Here is a 17138-nt window from a genome sequence, read left to right on the forward strand (position 1 = left end):
TAGGAGTGTGCGCGGTGTTCAACCGGACCGGTAGACAGGCTGCCTCGGCCCTCGCGTCCCTGTCCCTGCTCACGGGATGCGGATTGCTCCCGGACGAGAACGGTGAGGACGGCCGGCGAATAACCGTCGGTACGACGAGCGAGCCGAGCACGCTCGATCCCGCGGCGTCGTGGGACAACTCGTGGGAACTGTTCCGCAACGTCTTCCAGACACTGCTGAGCTTCCCCACCAACAGCTCGTACCCCCAGCCCGACGCGGCGCGGAACTGCGCCTTCGCCGACCCGAACGCCAACCGGGTCTTCCGGTGCACACTGCGGGAAGGCCTGACGTTCTCCAACGGCTACAAACTCGACGCGAAGGCCGTCAAGCACTCCTTCGACCGCATTCGCGCGATCAACGTACAAGGGGGTCCGGCGGGTCTGCTGGAGTCGCTCGACAGGGTCGAGACGACCGGCGACAACGTCGTGACCTTCCGGCTGAAGAAGCCGGACGCGACGTTCCCGTTCATTCTCGCCACTCCCGCGATGTCCATCGTCGACCCCGCCGAGTACCCCGCCGACAAACTGCGGGAGGACGGCAAGGTCAGCGGCTCGGGGCCGTACGCGCTCACCTCGTACACCCCGGGGTCGAAGGCGGACCTGGTGCAGAACTCCTCGTACAAGGGGTTCGCGGACCGCCGCAACAAGGGCGTCACCATCCAGTACTTCAAGGACTCGGCCGTCCTGTTCGACGCCCTGAAGAAGCGGAAGATCGACGTCATCTACCGGGGGCTCACCTCCGAGGACGTGGTCGAACTCGAACAGAAGAAGCCCGAGAACGAGGATCTCCAGCTGGTCGAGACGGTCGGCGCGGACATCCGCTACCTGGTGTTCAACCCCACCGACCCGGCCGTGGGGCAGCTCGCGGTACGCAAGGCGATCGCGCAGGTCGTGAACCGTGACGCCCTGGTCGCCAAGGTGTACCAGGGCACGGCGGAGCCGCTGTACTCGATGGTGCCCAAGGGCATCGCCAGCCACGCGACCAGCTTCTTCGACCAGTTCGGCGAACCGGACACCGCGAAGGCGCGGGCGCTCCTGCTGGCGGAGGGCATCACCGAGCCGGTGCCGCTGACGCTCTGGTACACGACGGACCGCTACGGCTCCGGCACGGCGGCGGAGTTCAAGGAGATCAAGCGGCAGCTGGAGGCGTCCGGGCTGTTCGAGGTCACCTTGCACGGCAAGCCCTGGAAGGACTTCCAGGCGGGCTACACGAAGGGGCGGTACCCGGCCTTCGGTCGTGGCTGGTTCCCCGACTTCCCCGACCCCGACAACTTCATCGCCCCCTTCGTGGGGAAGAACAACGCGCTGAGCACTCCGTACGAGAGCGACGAGATCACCCAGGAGCTGCTGCCGCAGTCGCGGAAGGTGAGCGACCGGGGCGCGGTCACGCGGCAGTTCGAGCGCGCGCAGGAGATCTTCGTCGAGGACGTGCGGCTGCTGCCGCTGTGGCAGGGGAAGTTGTACGTCGCGGCGGGCGAGGACATCGGGGGCGGGGAGCGGGCGCTCGATCCCCAGACGGTCATGCAGATGTGGGAGCTGAACCGCAAAGCGAGCTGGTAGGGCCGTTGTCAGTGGTCACCGGTAGGTTCGGTGCCACAAGTGATCCCTTACCGGAGGTTGTTGACGTGACCGACACCGACATGCTGCCCGAGTCCTGGCGCGGCGTCCTCGGCGACGAGCTGCAGAAGCCCTACTTCAAGGAGCTCGTCGAGTTCGTCGAGGAGGAGCGGGAGAAGGGGCCGGTCTACCCTCCGCGTGACGAGGTCTTCGCCGCCCTGGACGCCACTCCGTACGACAAGGTGAAGGTGCTCGTCCTGGGCCAGGATCCGTACCACGGCGCGGGCCAAGGCCACGGCCTGTGCTTCTCCGTGCGCCCCGGGGTCAAGACCCCGCCCTCCCTGCGGAACATCTACAAGGAGATGAAGGAGGAGCTCGGCCACCCCGTGCCGGACAACGGTTATCTGATGCCGTGGGCCGAGCAGGGTGTCCTGCTGCTCAACGCGGTGCTGACCGTCCGCGAGGCCGAGCCCAACTCCCACAAGGGGAAGGGCTGGGAGAAGGTGACCGACGCGGTGATCCGCGCCGTGGCCGAGCGTCCCGACCCGGCGGTCTTCGTCCTCTGGGGGGCGTACGCGCAGAAGAAGCTGCCGCTCATCGACGAGGAGCGGCACGTGGTGGTGAAGGGGGCCCACCCGTCCCCGCTGTCGGCGAAGAAGTTCTTCGGCTCCCGTCCCTTCACCCAGATCAACGAGGCGATCGCCGCCCAGGGGCACGACCCCATCGACTGGCGCATCCCCGACCTCGGCTGACCTGCGGACAGGCTCGGGCTTCGCGCCCGAGCCTGAGGGCGATTGTCCGTCATGGGGGTTAGCGTCGGGTTCGTCGGCATTCTCGGACGGGCAGCGGAGGCGATCGTGACGGAGCAGCGGGAGGCGTCGGGGGACACCTTCATGACCAGGATCGGGCAGGCGGTCATGCTGCTCCACGGCGGAGACCGGGAGGAGGCCCGCAACCGCTTCGGCGCCCTCTGGGCGGAGATCGGCGAGACGGGCGACGCGCTCCAGCGCTGCACCCTGGCGCACTACATGGCCGACACCCAGGACGACGCCGGCGACGAACTCGCCTGGGACCTGCGCGCCCTCACCGCCGCCGACGGACAGGGCGCCGAGGAGTCGGACCGGCGGGCCCCTTCCGCTTCCGCGCCGGGGGAGGCGCGGGGGACCTCCCCGGAGATGCGTGCGTTCTACCCCACGCTGCATCTGAACCTCGCCGCCGACTACCTCAAACTGCAACGCCCCGAGGCGGCCCGGCTCCACCTGGACCGGGCACGCACCGCCGCCGACGTCCTGGGCGACTCGGGAGCCGACGGGTACGGCAACGGGGTACGGGCCGGCATCGACCGCCTGGAGCGGCTGCTCGGTCAGTACCCGTAGGCGTCGCGGCAGATCCGCGCCTGCGGACTGTCCTCGGACCAGCTTCCGTACGTCTCGCCGAGGGCGCACACGTTCCTGATGAGGTGCGGGGTACCGGTGGGCAGGGTCCGCCGGCGCTCCTCCGGCTGCTCGCGGGGCTTCGGCTTCGGCTTGGCGGGCGGGGCCTTCGGACGGTGGACGGACCGGGTGTCCGGCTGGGCGCGCCCCGTCCGGCCGGTGTCGGGCGGGGTAGCGGGGGCCGGCTTCCGCTCCGGTACGGGAAGGACCGCGTCCAGCGCCTCCCGTGCCGGAGCCTGGACGATCTGCGGCTCCACCTCGGGCCGCGCCGCCGGCGTGCGCGTCTCCGGGCGCGGTACGGTCGCCGTTCCCGGATCCACCGCCACACATCCGGAGACGGTCGTGACCGCCATTCCCATCATGAACATCGCCGCGCTTCTCGTTCGGTACACCCGCGCAACTCTGCTGGTCGGCGGGGCCGTTGAGCGAGCGCACGCGCGAAGATTGGCCCGTACGGGTGAGAGCCGGACGCCTGTTGCCCACCAGGCGCCAACGGCCTCGTAGCCGGCTAGCCCGCCGGCGCGGTAGCTCAGCGGCGCGGCGGCGCCTGAGCGGGCGCGCCCGGGGTCATTCGCCCGTCGCGCCGTCGATCCGCTCCCGGATGAGGTCGGCGTGGCCGTTGTGCCGGGCGTACTCCTCGATCATGTGGGTGTAGACCCACCGGAGGTTGTACGGCTCACCCGTGTGCCGGCTCACCCGGCCGGCACCGTGGTCGTCGAGCCCGGCCGGCGCGGCCACCTCGCGGGCGTGGGCGATCTCCGCCTGCCAGACGGCGTACGCCTCGGCGTACGTGTCGTTCTCACCGGTATGGAAGTCTCCGTCCGGGTCGGCGTCGTCGAAGAAGATCCCATCCGCCTTCTCGTCGGCGATGGTGTTGCGGAACCAGCCGCGTTCGACCTCGGCCATGTGCCGGACGAGCCCGAGCAGACTCAGCTCCGAAGGGGCCACCGAGAGCTGGCGCAGTTGCGCGTCGTCGAGCCCCTCACATTTGGAGGCGAGGGTGGCGCGGTGATAGTCCAGCCAGCCTTCGAGCATCTCTCGCTCGCCGGCGACGGTGGAGGGTTCTGAGCGTGGTGATGTGGTCATGGCGGTCATCCTCACGTACTGCCCGCTCCCACGGCCACGGGTTATCCGGGGCGGCGGCACCCGTATGCTGCGCGGAGAGCGGATCAATGGTCGAAAGCGTGCCCAAGAGGCACCGGGAGGTACTCGTGAAGGTCGGCTGCATCGGGCTCGGAGACATCGCGCAGAAGGCGTACCTGCCGGTGCTGACCACCCTGCCCGGGGTCGAACCGCACCTCCAGACCCGCACCCCCGCCACCCTGGCGAGGACGGCGGAGACCTATCGCATCCCCGCGGCGCACTGCCACACCGACCTCGACGCGCTGCTCGCCCAGGGCCTCGACGCCGCGTTCGTCCACGCACCGACCGCCGCCCACGCCGAGATCACCACCCGGCTGCTGGACGCGGGAGTGCCGACCTACGTCGACAAACCGATCGCCTACGAACTCGCCGACTCGCAGCGGATCGTGGAGCTCGCCGAAACGCGCGGAGTCAGCCTCGCCGTCGGTTTCAACCGGCGCTTCGCCCCCGGCTACGCCCAGCTCCTGGAGCACCCGCGTGACCTGATCCTCCTCCAGAAGAACCGTGTCGGCCTGCCCGAGGACCCCCGGACCTTCGTTCTGGACGACTTCATCCATGTGGTGGACACCCTTCGCTTCCTGGTTCCAGGACCTGTCGAGCACACCGATGTACGGGCCCGGATGCGTGACGGACTGCTGCACCACGTCGTGCTCCAGCTCTCCGGTGACGGCTTCACCGCCATCGGGATGATGAACCGGCTGAACGGCTCCACCGAGGAGATCCTCGAGGTGTCGGGACAGGACACCAAGCGGGCCGTCCACGATCTCGCCACGATCATCGACCACAAGGGCCAGCCGAGCGTCCGGCGGCGCGGCGACTGGGTGCCGGTGCCCCGCCAGCGGGGCATCGAGCAGTGTGTCCTGACGTTCCTCGACGCCGTCCGGGAGGGCAGGACCCTCAGCGCGCGGGACGCTCTGCTGAGTCATGAGCTGTGCGAGCGAGTGGTACGGCAGGTGCTGGAGCAGGCCGCCTGAGCCGACGCCCGCCCCGCACCAGTCCCAGCGCCACAAGAACACCGATTGCCGCGTACACCGCCCAGTCGCCGAACCGCACGTACGGCGTGGTGCCACGGGCCAGCGGGACGCCGAAGACCGCTGCGGCGCTGCGCTCCGTACCGATCGACTCCCCGATGCGCTCGCCCTCCGGTCCGAACACCGCGCTCACACCCGTGAGCGTGGCGTGCACCATCGGCCGGCCCGTCTCGGCGGCCCTCAGCGCCGCGAGCGAGGCGTGCTGCTCCGGAGCCCAACTCCCCTGGAACGAGGAGGTGGACGACTGGCCCACGAGCAGCTGGGCCCCGTCCCGCACCAGGCGCCTGCTCATGTCGGGGAACGCCGTCTCGAAGCAGATCAGAGGACCGAACCGCAGCCCGTCTCCCGACGGCCCTGGCGGCAGCGTCATGACCACCTGGTGCGTCCCCCTCACCCGGTCCTCGCCGGCGGCCTTGCCCACCGACGTCGCCCACCCCAGCGCGGAACGGGCGGGGATGTACTCGCCGAACGGCACCAGTCGCATCTTGTCGTAGGTGTCACCCGTCGGCCCCTTCGGCCCGATCAGGAAACTCCGCTTGAAGATCCCGGCGCCCTCCGCCCTGATACGGGCGTCGACGTTGACCAGCAGATCGGCCCGGACCGTGCGGGAGAGCGCGGCCAGCCTCGCCACCAGATCGGGACGCCGGCCCAGATCGGCGCCGATACCGCTCTCCCCCCACACGACCAGGTCCAGGTCCTGGCCGGCGAGCGTCCGCGTGAGGGCCTCGTTGCGGGTGAACCGCCGCTCCAGGGAACCGGGGCCCGAGATGATCCCTGGCTGGACCACCGCGACCCTCGCCTGCCCCGACCGCTCAGGCCTCGGCGCCCACGTCCAGGCACTGCCCAGGACCAGCGCGCACACCACAAGTCCCACCGCCGCCACCGTCCGGGCGGCGGCCACCGCGATCAGCAACGTGAGCGCGGTGTTCACCGCGACCACGAGGAGGCTCACCAGCCACACACCGCCCACCGAAGCGAGTCGCAGCACCGGCGCGACCTCCCACTGGCTGGCCCCGAGCAACCCCCAGGGGCCGCCGAGTCCTTCCCAGGACCTGACCAGTTCGACCATCAGCCACCCCGAAGGCACCACGACCACAGCGGCCACCGCCCGCCCGGCGGACGGCACCCCGCCGAGCATCGAACGCACCAGCAGCCCCCACGGTGCCCACAACAGCCCGAGCAGCGCGGCCACTATCACGATGAACACATTGAGACTGGGCATCAGCCAGTGGTGCACGAACAGCATGAAACCGAGGCCGCCCAACCAGCCGTCCACCGCCGCGCGCCGCGCCGTGGGCGCACTCCGGACCAGCAGCATCCAGGGCACCAACGCCCCGTACGCGAGCCACCAGAGTGAGGGAGCCGGAAAGGCCAGGGCGGGCAGCGCACCCGCCACGACGGCAGCCGCGCCACGCCACCAGGGTGAGGTCATGCGCGGGGCGGTCACCGCGCGCCTGACGGCCAGGGCCTGCATACCGTGCCTCCTCGTCCTGCCTGTTCAGCAGTCTCTTCCCCCGAAGCCGAGGACCGAAGCAGGCATGGCCGGGGAGCGGTCGGAGACACCCGGGACTGGACCGGAAGGGTCAACCGGCGGCCGGCACACCGCCGGGAACGTCCCCACCGCGCCGCCACTGTTCCTGGACGACCACACGGCTCAGCCGCCAGCCCGCGTCCCCCCGCAGCAGAGCGAACACGATCCGGCCGCCGGACATCACGTCCTCGCCCGATTCACGCCGCAGGGGACTGAGATAACCAGCAGTCAACTCGGCGTGATTGCCCGGGTAACCGTCCGCGTCCTGAAAGCGCACCCGGCGATTGACGAGCAGCAGCTGCCGCACGGCGAACGGCCGCAACTCATCCGCCAGCCACCCGGCCACCTGGTCCGCCGTACCCTCGATCCCACCCGCCCCCGTGTGGTCGGCGCGGCCCTCAGGGGCGAACAGAGCGAGGAACCCCGGCCAGTCGGCGTCCTCGACGGCCACCGCGTAACTCGTGATCACTTCATCGATGGCGAGCCGGTCCAGGAGTGTCGCAAGTTCCACGCGCTGCGTCATCGTCCCAGTCTCCGGTAGGTGTGCCCCCAGGCCAAGAGCCCAGGGTCCGGCGACGGAATCTTGATCAAGCTGTGCCGGCCGTGGGCGCCGCGCCGTCGCGGTGCTTCCTTCTCGTCGTGGGGTTCATGCCGCTGTCTCCAGGGTGAGAAGGAGGTGCTTGGCATCCGCACCGCCCACGTACTGCCCCGCCGACCCGTCGGAGCGCACCACCCGGTGGCAGGGCACAACAACCGGCAGGGGATTGGTGGCGCATGCCGTGCCCACCGCGCGGACGGCCCGTGGGCTGCCCGAGGCGACGGCCACCTCGGCGTAGCTCTCGGTGTGTCCGTAACCGATCTCGCCGAGGTGGCTGAGCACCTCTCGGCGGAAGCCCTTGGACAAGCGCCAGTCCAGCGCCAGGTCGAATCGCGTACGCCGTCCGGCGAAGTACTCGTCCATCTGCCGACTCGCCTCGTCCAGCCGGGCGGGCGCGTGCAGGATGCGCGGCCCGATCGTCTCCGCGAGCTTCCGCAGGACCGCCGTGTGGTCCTGCACCGCGTAGGCGACCTTCACCAGGCCCTCTTCGGTCGCGGCCAGCAGCAGATTGCCGGCCGGGGTGTCCAGGGTGCGGTAGGCGACGTCGAGGATGCCCGCCTCCTCCGCCTGCGCGGCCAGCCGGGCCTCCAGCCGGGTCAGCGCGTTGTTGTCGTAGGAAGGCAGCGCCTCGAACAGGCGCTCGGTCTCAGGGTCGGGTGCGTTGGTCACCTTCGGGCCACTCCCATCTCGTCGGTATCTCTCGGGTAGGTGTTGCGCAGGGTCTTGATCCCGTCGGCCGCGGCCCGCCGCGCGGCGTCGGCACTACAGCCGGTCAGTGCGCCGATCTCCTTGTAGGGGAGACCCGCAAGGTAGTGGTACGCCACCGCCTGGCGCTGACGGTCGGGCAGGGCCTTGAGGGCCTGCCACAGGTCACCGTCCCAGTCCTGGGGTCTTCCGATGCGGCTGGGACGCTCGGGCAGCTCTTCTATCGGAGCCGCCCGACGAGCGTTGGCCCTGGTGACGTCGATCGCCTTGTGATGGGCGACTCTCACCAGCCACGCCTCGACGTTGGTCTCGGCAGGCAGGTCGGGATAGGCCTTCATCGCTGCGAGGAACGTCTCCGACCAGGCGTCCTCTGCATCGTCCGGCCCGAGGACCGCGCGAATGACGCGGAGCACCATGGGACCGTACTCGGTCACGATCTGTTGGAAGGGTGGCTTGGTCACACCTGGTAAACGCACCGGCGGCGCGGAACGTGAGGTCGCCACCTCAGAAAAGCCGAACGGATGTGACCGGGGCGTGCTCTTCCCGCCTGTGACTGTTGAGTGTTCGCATGGCGTGCTCCCTTTTCCGGACCTGCGGCGAGCCCGAGCGGACCGCCGTTCACATGGGGTAGACGCGGCAGCGACGCAAAACGTGAGATCGGGCGCGGGATTTCTTCGCCGGGCATCCGCGGCTCACATTCCGGCTCCGTCCGACGTCTACTCGGTGAGGCGCCGCAACGGCGACCGTCCGACACGGGCGAAGGGGAACGGCTCATGGCGAAAGAACCGAACGCGGTCGGGAACCCGCAGGAGAGCACGGCCAGGTCCCGCCTACCCGACGGGTGCTCCGTCCTCATATACGCGGGAGGGGGCTCCACCGACCGGTCGGTGGAGCCCCCGGAAAGCCTCGCGGCCATAGGGAGGACAGAGCGGTAGGACCGAAGGGCCTACGACGCGGGCAGGGGCTTGCGGATCTTGTTGGCGATCCGCGGGGAGTGGTAGCCGGTAGAGGTGCCGGACATCCAGCCTTCGAGGTTCGGCGGCTCCGGGCGGGCGCCGCCGAGCAGGAACAGCCCCGGCAGGAGGACGGCCGAGGCCGCGGTGAAGGCCAGCATGATCACCAGGGCGAGGCGGAAGCCGTCGGTGAAGCTGCTCTGGATCATGGCGAGGTGCACCAGGACGGGGCCGATCAGGAACGCGGCCTCGGAGCGGAGCAGCTCGACGAGGGCGAAGGTCGGACCGATCTGTACCGCGGTCACGGAGAAACCGGCCAGGAACAGCCCCGGCACCACACCGGCGCCGGCGCCGTACCCCAGGAGGACCGCGACGATGGGCACGACGGTGGTCGCGTTCGTCGGGGTCAGGGCGAACAGCACCGCCGCGGCGATGACGATGCTGAGGAGGCCGGAGAGCGCCATGTACGGCGTCCAGCGGGTGACCATCACCCTCTTGAACAGGAGGGCGGAGGCGACCACGCCGAAGATCTGGGGGGCGATGAGGAGTCCGGTCTTCACGGGGGAGTACCCGGACACCTGGAGCATGTAGACCTCCGTCAGCTCCAGCAGGGTGGTGAAGGAGGCTCCTACGACCATGGCGTTGAGCGTTCCCGTGACCGGCAGTGTGTTACTGATCGGCCGCACCGGCATCAACGGCTTGGTCTTGCTGTACTGACTCACCAGAAGGAGGGCGCCCACGGCGACGCCGACCACCACCGGCGCGATGAACTCCCAGTCGCCGAAAGCGCCGCGCGACAGCCAGGAGACACCGAAGAACGGCAGCGTGGTGGCGCCGAAGGCGAGGGGGATGGCGGTCCAGTCGAAGCGGGCGCCCTTGGCGGGTGGTTCGTTCGGTTCGAACGTCATGGCGCCGACGGTGAGGCCGATCGCGGCCAGCACGGCGACGGAGGTGTACAGCAGCCGCCAGCCGCTGTAGCTGCCGACCAGTCCGCCGATCACGGGACCGGCGGTGACCATGCCGAACAGTCCGAGACTGATGACCGCGGCGGTGGCCGGCAGACGGTCCACACCGTGGGTGAGGATGAGGGGAGGCAGTGCGAGGACGAGCAGCATGCCGGTGAACAGGCCTTGGAGGATGACCCCGGCCATGAACTGCCCGATTTCCTGGGCGCTCAGCGCGAGCACCGAGGCGATCACGAAGCCGCCTTCGCAGAAGATGTACAGGTGGCGTCCGGGCAGCCGCTGGAAGAGGTCCGCGGCCACCACGGCACCGAACGCGTAGCCGGCGTTCGAGAGTCCGCTCGTGAGCTGCAACTGGAACCGGCTGGCGTCCAGTTCCTTCATGAGGATCTCTGGGAAGAGGGACAGCGCCGTCGTGAGAACGAGGAACGGGCTCAGCGCGAGGAGGGCGAGGGTGACCGCGGCGGTGTAGTTGCCCGCCAAGGGGAGGCTGGTGAAGACGCGAGGCGTAAGGAAACGGGAACTGATTGTCGCCTCCGGGGTCGTGGTGGGGGGAGGCGCACATGCAGGTCAGGCGCTCGGCACAGAGATCTGTGGCGTCCTCGTGGGGCGACGCCCGGGACTGCCGGGCCGTCGGCTCAGCCTACGATCCGTGATCGGCCCGTCCCGGAACTGACACGCCATCAGGGGCGCCGTTCGCATCAGGAAGGAGGCAGGTGGCCTGACGCCGTGTCGAGCCAGCGGCTCACCGCGAGGGCGGCTTCGGGGTCGGCCTGGGCCAGCCGGGTGGCGATCGCCGCGTCGTCGCCGGCGGACGGACCCGATCCGCGCGGTCCGCCCAGGACACCGGCACGGGACAGCGCCCGCAGGAGGGTGTCCCCGGCCGCGTCGGAGTCGGCCGCCGCGGCCAGCTCGGCGGCCCGGCGGTCCGCCTCGCCGGCGAGGCCGCCCTGGACGAAGGCGTCGGTGTCGGGGTCGTAGGTGCCGGCGTGGGTTGCGAGGAGTGCCTCGATGCGTTCCCATTCCTCGAACTCCGCGCGGGCGCGGGCGTGGGCCGGGTCGGGTGAGGTGACTTCGTCGTCGTCGCTCTCTTCCGGCAGCCGGTCGCGGCAGTCGTCCAGGGCGGATGCGACCTCGTGGTGCGACATCCCCTTGGCTCGGCTGCGTACCGCGTTCCGGCCGGCCTTCTCCTCGGCGGTGGTGTCGGCTTCCCCGGTGCCCGGTTCCCTGATGTCAGAAGTTGTCATCTGTCTTCCCTGTCTCCTCGTGCTGGGGCCATGGGCAGAACCGGGCGGCGCGGTTCCGGGTGACCTGGACCGTGTCGGGTCGCTGCACGGGGGAGGGTATCGCCGTCGGTGAGGGGGCGGCTCGGGTGGTACCGCGAGCACGGCCGGGGTGACGGCTGGGAAAGGACGGAGATGAGGGGTGGGAAAGAACGGATGGACGAACTAGGCGGCCCGGTCCACGTCGGAGCGGAGGGCGGCGGCCCATTCGAGCAGCAGCACCTCGTACGCCTCGGCAGGCCACGTACCGTCGGCCGCGTCCACGAGCGCACGGATGCGCTCGTTGGCCGCGACGGCGCCGGACACCGCGGAAGCGGAAGTGGAAGAAGAGGACATACGACAAGCGTAGGGGCAGCCGGGACGCGAAGTGACCGATCGGGGAGCGTCCTTGCTCACACTCGGATCCCGGGGGTTTTAACCCCCTTCTTACGATGTGGCCCCTACGGTGAGGCCCTCGCCGAGGTGGGTACGTCCGCGGGTGCTGGTCCGTCAGCCCGCCGACTCGCCCGCGTGCGGGCTCAGGGTGTCCGTGCCCACCAGGAAGAACAGCGCGATGCCGAGCAGGATCCGGTAGATGACGAACGGCATGAAGCTCTTGGTGGTGATGAACTTCATGAACCACGCGATGACGACATATCCGACGATGAACGCGATGATCGTCGCGAAGATGGTGGGGCCCCAGGAGACGTGGCCTTCGGTGGCGTCCTTGAGTTCGAACACGCCGGACGCCAGCACCGCCGGGATGGCGAGCAGGAAGGAGTAACGGGCCGCGGCCTCACGGGTGTAGCCCATCAGCAGACCACCGCTGATCGTGGCACCGGAGCGGGAGACGCCCGGCACCAGCGCCAGTGCCTGGCAGATGCCGAAGATCAGACCGTCCCTGACGCCCAGGTCCTGGAGGGACTTGCGGACCTTGACGGCGCGGTGCTTGCCGCCGTTCTCGTCACGGGCCGCGAGTCGGTCGGCGATGCCGAGGATGATGCCCATCACGATCAGCGTCGTGGCGATGAGGCGCAGGTCGCGGAAGGGGCCCTCGATCTGGTCCTTGAACGTGATGCCCAGGACACCGATGGGGATCGAGCCGACGATGACCAGCCATCCCATCTGGGCGTCGTGGTCGGAGCGCAGCGCCTTGTTCGTCAGCGACTGGAACCACGCGGAGATGATCCTCGCGATGTCCTTGCGGAAGTAGATCAGCACGGCCGCTTCCGTGCCGATCTGCGTGATGGCCGTGAAGGCCGCCCCCGGGTCGTGCCAGCCGGCGAACGCCGCGGTGAGCCGCAGGTGCGCGCTCGAGGAGATGGGCAGGAACTCGGTCAGCCCCTGGACGAGCCCGAGGATGAAAGATTCGAACCAAGACATGAGGAGCTACGCCATCCAAGGAATCATCGTGCACTGGCCGGCTGAACCACGGCGCAGTGGCGGAGCGGGAGCTGACGGGCGGTACGAGGATTGGATCATATGGACGGGCGGGCGGTCCTGGTCACGCTGGCTCTTCGTTCACAGTGCGGACAGGGCTGACGGTGCGGACACGGCGAGACATGGCGCTGCTGGGGGCCGTGACCCGCCGACAACAACCCGCATCGGTGACGCCGTTCCGAAAAACAAGTGGCGGCGATCACGTGTCGCTTCCGGTGCAGCGTAGCGTCTGCGTGCTAAGCGCCCGTGCGCGGGGGGAGCTAGGGAAGGGGGCGAGGAGTGCGGAAAGGCGACCGTGGCGGGTGCATACGCTGGGGCGGGCAAGGGAGTGCAAGGTCACAGCGGCGCGCTCTGCTGCTCATTCAGCGGGCTGTCATAACATCTGAGCATGACGGTTCTGCCTGATGACGGGCTCTCCCTCGCCGCTGAGTTCCCCGACGCGACCCGCGAGGAGTGGCAGAGCCTGGTAGCGGGTGTCCTGCGCAAATCAGGCCGGGAGACAGCGGGAGCGGCGGCCGAGGAAGCTCTGTCGACGCGGCTCCAGGACGGTCTTTCGACCTCCCCCCTCTACACCGCGGACGACGCGCCGGTGGCCGACGGCTACCCGGGGTTCGCGCCCTTCACCCGGGGCAGCCGGGCCGAGGGGGCCGCCGTCGCCGGATGGGACGTACGCCAGCGGCACGCCCGTACCGACCCCGCGCTGACGAACGAAGCGGTGCTGGCCGATCTGGAGAACGGGGTCTCCTCGCTCTGGCTCGCCGTGGGATCCGCCGGGGTCCCGGTGTCCGCACTCGGCACCGCGCTCGACGGGGTCTTCCTCGACCTGGCGCCGGTCGCGCTCGACGCCGGGGACGAATTCGCCCCCGCCGCACACGCGTTGCTGCGGCTCTACCGGGAGCGTGAGGTGGCGCCGCATCAGGCGGCGGGGACGCTCGGCGCCGATCCGTACGGCCAACTCGCCCGTACGGGGGCGGAGTCGGCGGAGGGTGTCGGGCAGGCCGCTGAACTCGCCACTCTCTGCGCCCGGGAGTACCCGGGGCTGCGCGCGGTCTCGGTGGACGCGCTGCCCTACCACCAAGCCGGCGGGTCGGATGCCCAGGAGTTGGGCTGTTCGCTCGCCACGGGCGTGGCCTGGCTGCGGGACCTCACGGCCGCCGGGCTCTCCGTCGAAGACGCCTGCGGGCAGATGGAGTTCAGGTACGCGGCCACCGCCGACCAGTTCCTGACCATCGCCAAACTCCGAGCCGCACGACGGCTCTGGGCGCGGGTCGCCGAAGTCGCCGGTGCCGGGCCCGCCGCCCGGGCGCAGCGCCAGCACGCCGTGACCTCACCCGTGATGATGACCCGGCGCGACCCCTGGGTGAACATGCTGCGCACCACCGTCGCCTCGCTGGCGGCCGGGCTCGGCGGGGCCGACGCCGTGACCGTCCTGCCCTTCGACCACACCCTCGGACTGCCCGACGCGTTCGCCCGCCGGGTCGCCCGGAACACCTCCACGATCCTGCTGGAGGAATCGCACCTGGGACGGGTCATCGACCCGGCGGGCGGGTCCTGGTACGTGGAGCGGCTCACCGACGACCTCGCGCGGGCGGCCTGGGCGTGGTTCCAGGAGATCGAGCGGGCCGGCGGGCTGCGGGCCGCCCTGCACGACGGGCTGATCGGCGAACGGCTCGCGGCCACCTGGGAGGAACGCTCGGGGCGGCTGGCCCGGCGGCGCGAACCGATCACCGGCGTCAGCGAGTTCCCACTGCTCGACCAGGCACCGGTGGTACGCGACCCCGCTCCTGAGGAACCGGGGACCACCGCCCCCGGCGCGGCGGGGGGACTGCCTGTGGTCCACCGCGACGAGGCCTTCGAGGCGCTGCGGGCCCGCTCGGACGCGCACCTCGCCGCCACCGGGGCCAGGCCGCGCGTCTTCCTCGCCGCGCTCGGCCCGGCCGCGGCCCACACCGCGCGCGCCTCGTTCGCCGCGGGGCTCTTCCAGGCCGGCGGCATCGAAGCCGTCCACGACCCGGCGTCCGTGGACGCGGACACCGCGGCCGACGCCTTCACCCGCAGTGGGGCCGGCGTCGCCTGCATCTGCTCCAGCGACGCGCTGTACGCCGAGGGAGCGGCGCCCGTCGCGCGGGCCCTCGTCTCGGCCGGCGCGCTCAGGGTGTACCTCGCCGGACGGCCCGGCGAGCACGAGGAGACGTACCGACAGGCCGGGGTGGACCAGTTCGTCGTCGCGGGCGGCGACGCGGTCGCGATCCTCGGCTCCGTACTCGACCGGATGGGAGTGGCGTGATGGGAATCCCCGACTTCTCGGAGATCGAACTAGGCCCCGGCGCCGCGACAGGCTCCGAGGACCAATGGCGCGGGGCGGTGGAGGAACACACCGGCAAAGCCGCCAGCGAACTCGTCTGGGACACCCCGGAGGGCATCGCCGTCAAGCCGCTCTACACCGCGCGCGACACGGCGGGGCTCGACTTCCTGTCCACGTACCCGGGCATCGCGCCGTACCTCCGCGGTCCGTACCCGACGATGTACGTGAACCAGCCGTGGACCATTCGGCAGTACGCCGGGTTCTCCACCGCCGAGGAGTCCAACGCGTTCTACCGGCGCAACCTCGCGGCCGGGCAGAAGGGCCTGTCGGTCGCCTTCGACCTGCCGACCCACCGCGGCTACGACAGCGACCACCCGCGCGTGACCGGCGACGTCGGCATGGCGGGCGTCGCCATCGACTCCATCTACGACATGCGGCGCCTCTTCGACGGCATCCCGCTGGACCGGATGAGCGTGTCGATGACGATGAACGGCGCGGTGCTCCCCGTGCTCGCGCTGTACATCGTGGCCGCCGAGGAGCAGGGCGTACCGCCCGAGAAGCTGGCCGGGACCATCCAGAACGACATCCTCAAGGAGTTCATGGTCCGCAACACCTACATCTACCCGCCGACGCCGTCGATGCGGATCATCTCCGACATCTTCGCGTACACCTCGCGGAAGATGCCGCGCTACAACTCCATCTCCATCTCCGGCTACCACATCCAGGAAGCCGGCGCGACAGCCGACCTGGAACTGGCCTACACCCTGGCCGACGGGGTGGAGTACCTACGGGCCGGGCTGGGCGCGGGACTCGACGTCGACGCGTTCGCGCCACGGCTCTCCTTCTTCTGGGCCATCGGCATGAACTTCTTCATGGAGATCGCCAAGTTGCGCGCGGCCAGACTCCTCTGGGCCCGGCTGGTGAAGAAGTTCGACCCGCAGAACCCCAAGTCGCTCTCGCTGCGCACCCATTCCCAGACCTCCGGCTGGTCCCTCACCGCGCAGGACGTCTTCAACAACGTCACGCGCACCTGTGTGGAGGCGATGGCGGCCACCCAGGGACACACCCAGTCCCTGCACACCAACGCCCTCGACGAGGCGCTCGCCCTGCCCACCGACTTCTCCGCCCGGATCGCCCGCAACACCCAACTGCTCCTCCAGCAGGAGTCGGGCACCGGCCGGGTCATCGACCCCTGGGGCGGCAGCGCGTACGTCGAGCGGCTGACGTACGACCTCGCGCGGCGCGCCTGGCAGCACATCGAGGAGGTCGAGGCGGCGGGCGGCATGGCGCAGGCCATCGACGCCGGCATCCCCAAGCTGCGGGTCGAGGAGGCGGCGGCCCGTACACAGGCGCGGATCGACTCCGGACGCCAGCCCGTCATCGGCGTCAACAAGTACCGGGTCGAGACCGACGAGAAGATCGACGTCCTCAAGGTCGACAACTCGTCCGTCCGGGCCCAGCAGCTCGACAAGCTCCGCCGGCTGCGCGAGGAGCGGGACGAGCCCGCCTGCCAGGACGCGCTGCGCGCCCTCACCGCGGCGGCCGGGGCGCCGCCCGGCCCCGGCCTCGACGGGAACCTGCTCGCCCTCGCCGTCGACGCGGCCCGCGCGATGGCGACCGTCGGCGAGATCTCCGACGCGCTGGAGAAGGTCTACGGGCGGCACGCCGGACAGATCCGTACGATCTCCGGTGTGTACCGGAACGAGGCAGGCACCTCCCCGGCCGTCGAGCGCACCCGCGCCGCGGTCGAGGACTTCGAGCGCGCGGAGGGCCGCCGCCCCCGGATCCTGGTCGCCAAGATGGGCCAGGACGGGCACGACCGCGGACAGAAGGTGATCGCCACGGCCTTCGCCGACCTGGGCTTCGACGTCGACGTCGGCCCGCTGTTCCAGACGCCGGACGAGGTGGCGCGGCAGGCGGTGGAGGCCGACGTGCACATCGTCGGCGTCTCCTCGCTCGCCGCCGGGCACCTCACCCTCGTACCGGCACTGCGGGAGCGGCTCGCCGCCGAGGGCCGCGAGGACATCATGATCGTCGTCGGCGGGGTGATCCCGCCGCAGGACATCGAGGAGCTGCACCGCTCGGGGGCCGCCGCCGTCTTCCCGCCCGGTACGGTCATCCCGGACGCGGCGCTCGATCTGCTCAAGGCGCTCACCGCGGCGCTGGGTCACGAGGGTTGA

Annotated in this window: 16 protein-coding genes; 6 read left to right on the top strand and 10 right to left on the bottom strand. The window is 70.2% G+C overall.

Going from position 1 to position 17138, the window contains the following annotated elements; translation table 11 throughout:
* Nucleotides 1-14: 14 nt before the first annotated feature.
* The 3 genes from HA039_RS29540 (at nucleotide 15) to HA039_RS29550 (ending at nucleotide 2971) form a co-directional block, all read left to right on the top strand.
* Nucleotides 15-1598 carry an ABC transporter substrate-binding protein gene (locus HA039_RS29540; protein ID WP_167037793.1) on the top strand — a complete coding sequence of 528 codons (1584 nt, stop codon included), beginning with the start codon at nucleotides 15-17 and terminating at the stop codon, nucleotides 1596-1598.
* Between the two features lie 65 nt (nucleotides 1599-1663).
* Nucleotides 1664-2347: a uracil-DNA glycosylase gene (locus tag HA039_RS29545; RefSeq protein ID WP_167034445.1), complete on the top strand. Its 684-nt coding sequence runs from the start codon at nucleotides 1664-1666 to the stop codon at nucleotides 2345-2347.
* Between the two features lie 105 nt (nucleotides 2348-2452).
* The gene (locus tag HA039_RS29550) at nucleotides 2453-2971 is read left to right on the top strand and encodes a hypothetical protein (RefSeq protein WP_167034447.1); all 519 of its coding nucleotides are present in this window, start codon (nucleotides 2453-2455) and stop codon (nucleotides 2969-2971) included.
* On the opposite strand, the gene HA039_RS29555 is transcribed toward HA039_RS29550, so the two are convergent.
* Complete coding sequence (locus tag HA039_RS29555; protein ID WP_167034449.1) at nucleotides 2959-3396, bottom strand: hypothetical protein; 438 nt, start codon at nucleotides 3394-3396, stop codon at nucleotides 2959-2961. The two genes, HA039_RS29550 and HA039_RS29555, sit on opposite strands and share 13 nt — an antisense overlap.
* Before the next feature lie 199 nt (nucleotides 3397-3595).
* Nucleotides 3596-4114, bottom strand: a complete 519-nt coding sequence (locus HA039_RS29560) for a DinB family protein (protein WP_167034451.1) — start codon at nucleotides 4112-4114, stop codon at nucleotides 3596-3598.
* Between the two features lie 125 nt (nucleotides 4115-4239).
* On the opposite strand from HA039_RS29560, the gene HA039_RS29565 reads away from it, so the two are divergent.
* Nucleotides 4240-5145 (top strand): Gfo/Idh/MocA family protein, encoded by a 906-nt coding sequence (locus HA039_RS29565; RefSeq protein ID WP_208298849.1) that lies wholly within the window; start codon nucleotides 4240-4242, stop codon nucleotides 5143-5145.
* On the opposite strand, the gene lnt is transcribed toward HA039_RS29565, so the two are convergent.
* The 8 genes from lnt to HA039_RS29605 form a co-directional block, all read right to left on the bottom strand.
* A complete protein-coding gene (gene lnt, locus HA039_RS29570; protein WP_167034455.1) occupies nucleotides 5069-6676 on the bottom strand; it encodes an apolipoprotein N-acyltransferase in 1608 nt (535 codons plus the stop codon). The genes HA039_RS29565 and lnt overlap by 77 nt on opposite strands.
* A 109-nt stretch (nucleotides 6677-6785) precedes the next feature.
* The gene (locus HA039_RS29575) at nucleotides 6786-7256 is read right to left on the bottom strand and encodes a nuclear transport factor 2 family protein (protein ID WP_208298730.1); all 471 of its coding nucleotides are present in this window, start codon (nucleotides 7254-7256) and stop codon (nucleotides 6786-6788) included.
* 123 nt (nucleotides 7257-7379) lie between these two features.
* The gene (locus HA039_RS29580; protein WP_167034457.1) at nucleotides 7380-8000 is read right to left on the bottom strand and encodes a methylated-DNA--[protein]-cysteine S-methyltransferase; all 621 of its coding nucleotides are present in this window, start codon (nucleotides 7998-8000) and stop codon (nucleotides 7380-7382) included.
* Nucleotides 7997-8470 (bottom strand): RNA polymerase sigma factor, encoded by a 474-nt coding sequence (locus tag HA039_RS29585; RefSeq protein WP_243869812.1) that lies wholly within the window; start codon nucleotides 8468-8470, stop codon nucleotides 7997-7999. Before HA039_RS29585 ends, HA039_RS29580 begins: the two co-directional genes overlap by 4 nt.
* Nucleotides 8471-8982: 512 nt before the next feature.
* Nucleotides 8983-10434 (bottom strand): MFS transporter, encoded by a 1452-nt coding sequence (locus tag HA039_RS29590; protein ID WP_243869814.1) that lies wholly within the window; start codon nucleotides 10432-10434, stop codon nucleotides 8983-8985.
* Between the two features lie 218 nt (nucleotides 10435-10652).
* Nucleotides 10653-11198: a hypothetical protein gene (locus HA039_RS29595; protein ID WP_167034461.1), complete on the bottom strand. Its 546-nt coding sequence runs from the start codon at nucleotides 11196-11198 to the stop codon at nucleotides 10653-10655.
* 201 nt (nucleotides 11199-11399) lie between these two features.
* Nucleotides 11400-11570 carry a hypothetical protein gene (locus tag HA039_RS29600; protein WP_167034463.1) on the bottom strand — a complete coding sequence of 57 codons (171 nt, stop codon included), beginning with the start codon at nucleotides 11568-11570 and terminating at the stop codon, nucleotides 11400-11402.
* A gap of 153 nt (nucleotides 11571-11723) precedes the next feature.
* A complete protein-coding gene (locus HA039_RS29605) occupies nucleotides 11724-12596 on the bottom strand; it encodes an undecaprenyl-diphosphate phosphatase (RefSeq protein WP_167034465.1) in 873 nt (290 codons plus the stop codon).
* Between the two features lie 445 nt (nucleotides 12597-13041).
* Between HA039_RS29605 and HA039_RS29610 the strand changes: the two genes are divergently transcribed.
* Nucleotides 13042-14940 carry a methylmalonyl-CoA mutase family protein gene (locus HA039_RS29610; protein WP_167034467.1) on the top strand — a complete coding sequence of 633 codons (1899 nt, stop codon included), beginning with the start codon at nucleotides 13042-13044 and terminating at the stop codon, nucleotides 14938-14940.
* Complete coding sequence (gene scpA, locus HA039_RS29615; protein ID WP_167034469.1) at nucleotides 14940-17138, top strand: methylmalonyl-CoA mutase; 2199 nt, start codon at nucleotides 14940-14942, stop codon at nucleotides 17136-17138. The genes HA039_RS29610 and scpA overlap by 1 nt, the downstream gene beginning before the upstream one ends.

The sequence above is a fragment of the Streptomyces liangshanensis genome (assembly GCF_011694815.1).
Lineage (GTDB): Bacteria > Actinomycetota > Actinomycetes > Streptomycetales > Streptomycetaceae > Streptomyces > Streptomyces liangshanensis.